The 3,229-nt window shown below is 66.6% G+C and carries 4 protein-coding genes, 1 pseudogene and 1 riboswitch; of the genes and pseudogenes, 4 read left to right on the top strand and 1 reads right to left on the bottom strand.

The features are described 5' to 3' along the window. A partial coding sequence (locus tag ELR45_RS41460; RefSeq protein ID WP_240760129.1) for an alpha,alpha-trehalose-phosphate synthase (UDP-forming) occupies nucleotides 1–772 on the bottom strand: 772 nt, incomplete at its 3' end. Nucleotides 773–920: 148 nt separating this feature from the next. On the opposite strand from ELR45_RS41460, the gene ELR45_RS25210 reads away from it, so the two are divergent. The 4 genes and pseudogenes from ELR45_RS25210 to ELR45_RS41455 form a co-directional block, all read left to right on the top strand. Continuing rightward, the gene (locus tag ELR45_RS25210) at nucleotides 921–1,223 is read left to right on the top strand and encodes a DUF3263 domain-containing protein (protein ID WP_129668813.1); all 303 of its coding nucleotides are present in this window, start codon (nucleotides 921–923) and stop codon (nucleotides 1,221–1,223) included. A 62-nt stretch (nucleotides 1,224–1,285) separates the two neighbouring features. After that, nucleotides 1,286–1,876, top strand: coding sequence for a LytR C-terminal domain-containing protein (locus tag ELR45_RS25205; RefSeq protein WP_129668812.1), 591 nt, complete (start codon nucleotides 1,286–1,288; stop codon nucleotides 1,874–1,876). A 12-nt stretch (nucleotides 1,877–1,888) separates the two neighbouring features. After that, the gene (gene otsB, locus ELR45_RS25200) at nucleotides 1,889–2,674 is read left to right on the top strand and encodes a trehalose-phosphatase (protein ID WP_129668811.1); all 786 of its coding nucleotides are present in this window, start codon (nucleotides 1,889–1,891) and stop codon (nucleotides 2,672–2,674) included. A gap of 78 nt (nucleotides 2,675–2,752) precedes the next feature. Further along, nucleotides 2,753–2,864, top strand: a riboswitch (SAM riboswitch). A gap of 13 nt (nucleotides 2,865–2,877) precedes the next feature. After that, nucleotides 2,878–3,229, top strand: a pseudogene (locus ELR45_RS41455) (threonine synthase); the annotation flags it as partial.

Raw genomic sequence — 3,229 nt, 5'->3', positions numbered from 1 at the left:
GGGTACCCCGCCGCACCACGTCAGCGTCGGAGAGCAGCTTCGTGATCTCGGTGACTTCGATGGAAATGGGGAACGGCTGCACGCGCACGGCACGGCCGTCCGCGGTATGCACTCTCCGCTCCGCGGCCGTGGCATTCGTGTAGCGGTCGACCAGGCTGACGAAGTTGTCCGCGGCGCCACCCCGCTGGAACCCCACGAGATCGGCCCCGACCAGGCCCTCGAGTATCTGCCGTCGCCACGGTAGCTGAGCGAAGAGCTCCGCCGGTGGGAACGGGATATGCAGGAAGAACCCGATCTTCAGGTCCGGACGCAGCTGCCGCAACATGTTGGGCACGAGTTGAAGCTGGTAGTCCTGGACGAAGACGACCGCCTCCTCGTCCGCGGCAGCGGCGGCGGCTTTGGCGAACCGATCATTGACTCGGCGGTGCGCGTCCCACCACTCGCGGTGATACTCCGGAGCGACGATCACATCGTGGTACAGCGGCCATAGTGTGGCGTTGGAGAAGCCCTCGTAGTACATGGCTACTTCCTCGGCCGAAAGCGGCACCGGCACGAGGTCCATGTCGTCGGTGGAGAACGGTGGCGGCTCGTCGTCCGGCGATCCCGTCCATCCCACCCAGGCACCGTCATAGGCGCGCATCACCGGGGCGAGTGCTGTCACGAGCCCACCAGGGCTGCGGCGCCAGGTTGTAGAGCCGTCTGCCGCGGCTACCCGGTCGACCGGGAGCCGGTTGGCGACGACGACGAAGCTGCTCTTTCCTGTGTTGTCCACGTGGCCTCCTCGCCTGTTCTACGGTACCTGCTCCCATTTCCACCCAGCGCATGGGACCGCCCACGCGACGTTGCCGTAGCCCTTCGACGTGCTGGGACGTGCCCCACGCCGTGTCGAAGATGCTCGTCGTCGGTGTGTTGTGCGTACCATGGCGGACATGGAAGCAGTTGCCGATGTGTCCGTGACCGCCACTCCTTCCGGTGAGCTCGATGACCGGGAACGCGAGATACTCGAGTTCGAGCGGCAGTGGTGGAAGTACGCCGGCTCCAAGGAGCAGGTCATCCGTGAACGCTTCGATCTGACCTCCACCAGGTATTACCAGGTGCTGAACGCATTGATCGACCGGCCCGAGGCGTTGGCGCACGACGCCATGCTGGTGAAGCGCCTGCGCCGCCAGAGGTCCTCACGTACACGCGCCCGATCGGCCCGCCGACTAACGGCGGAGGCCTGACTCGTGAGTTTTGCCTATCGGCAATCCCCACGCACGTGGCGTACCCTACGTATTCTGTGACGATGCGCGAGCGGCTCGATAAGGCGTGGCCGTCGCTTGTGGCGCTGGTCGGCACGGCAGGGGTCGTCCTCGCCTTGCTGTTCATCTTCGGAGACAACACCAGCGGCAGCGACGATGGCGGCGACGACGTCGTCGCGGACTCGACCGAGGATCCAGACGGCGAGGACGACGGCGAGGACGACGGCGACGAGCCGGATGAGGACGGCGACCCGACCGAGGATCCCACGGAGGACTCTGACGACGACGCCGATGAGGACTCCGATGAGGAGCCGGACGAGGAAGAGCCGGTTGAGGCTCCGGAGGAGCTCCGTTCGCCGATCGGCATCGCCAACCAGACGGCGGTGGAGGGGCTTGAGCTGACCGCCGCCGACCGCTTCGAGGGCGGCGGCTGGGAGGTTGCGGCCACCAGCGGCTTCAACGGGACTGTCCCGGAGACGACCGTCTACTACCCACCCGGTCTGCAAGAGTCCGCGGAGGCGCTGGCGGGCCAGTTCCCTGAAGTCGGCCGTGTCGAAGAGTCGTTCGAAGGACTCAACCCGAACCGTCTCGTGGTCATCCTCGTCGAGGACTACGCCGAGGCCGTCGAAGAGTAGGACGTTCAACAGATGCAAGCCGATCTGGCGCGGATCAAGACCGAGCTCGCCCCGTTGCTGTCGCGCACCCTGGTGGCACTCGACTTCGACGGAGTGCTGTCTCCGATCGTTCCGCGTCCCGAGGACGCCCGGGCACTGCCGCAGGCCGCGGATGTCTTGTCACAGGTCGCCGAACACGTCGCGCGGGTGGCTATCGTCACGGGCCGGCCCTCGCTCGACGCGGTGCGGCAGGGTGGACTGGCCGAGGTTCCCGGGCTCGTCGTATGCGGGCATTACGGGCTGGAACGCTGGCATGACGGACAGCTGGTGAGCCCCGGCGGAAGCGATGGAGTCGACCAGGCCCGGACCCGGGCGGTGGCGCTGGTACAGCGCCACCCCGGCGCGACGATCGAGGACAAAGGCCACTCGGTCGCGGTGCATACCCGCCAGGCGGACGATCCACGACGGACGCTGGAGGCGATCCGCCCGCACGTGACCGAGATCGCCGAGGACGCCGGCCTGCAGGTGACGCCCGGGCGGCTGGTCCTCGAGATGCGTCCGACCGGCGTGGACAAGGGCGCCGCGGTGCGTGCGCTCGCCGACGAGGTGTCCGCCGCAGCCGTGGTGTACGCGGGCGATGACATCGGAGACATGCCAGCCGTCGCGGCCGTCCGATCCCTTCAGGAGGACGGCCTCGCCGGAATCGTGATCTACAGCGACTCCTCGGAAGCGGTCCCGGAGCTCCGCGATGAGGCGGATCTCATCGCTCCTGGACCCGAAGGTGTGCTCCGCGTTCTCCAGGCACTCTTGATGCCGTGATTGCGATGTGAGACGATTTTGTCTCAACGTACGGACATTACGCGCGTGGTGACCGACTCCGTCGTAATGTGACAGACGTACTCATCCAGAGGGGCAGAGGGACCGGCCCGTTGAAGCCCCGGCAACCACCCACACTCCGGTGGGTTTTGGTGCCAACTCCGGCCCGTTGACCGAACGGGGCAGATGAGGAGGTATCCCTCAGCATGACCATCACCGACGCACCCGCGGCCACCAGCACGAAGAGCGCCGAGCCGGACCTGGGGCGCGCATCCCACCTGTCATGTCGCGAATGTGCAGCGACCACCGAGCTCGGACCGTTCTACGCATGCATGGAGTGCTTCGGCCCGCTCGAAGTGGCGTATGACTACGGTCACGTGACCCGCGAAGACATCGAGTCCGGGCCGAAGTCCATCTGGCGGTACAAGGACCTGCTCCCGGTTCCTTCCGCCGTCGCCGACATCCCGAACACCGAGCCCGGGTTCACGCCGCTGTTACGCGCGGACAATCTCGCTCGAGAGCTCGGCCTGAAGGCGTTGTGGATCAAGAACGACGCGG

Origin of the sequence: Phytoactinopolyspora endophytica (genome assembly GCF_004138495.1) — a bacterium.
Lineage (GTDB): Bacteria > Actinomycetota > Actinomycetes > Jiangellales > Jiangellaceae > Phytoactinopolyspora > Phytoactinopolyspora endophytica.
This window is presented reverse-complemented; position numbering and strand designations above follow the sequence as displayed.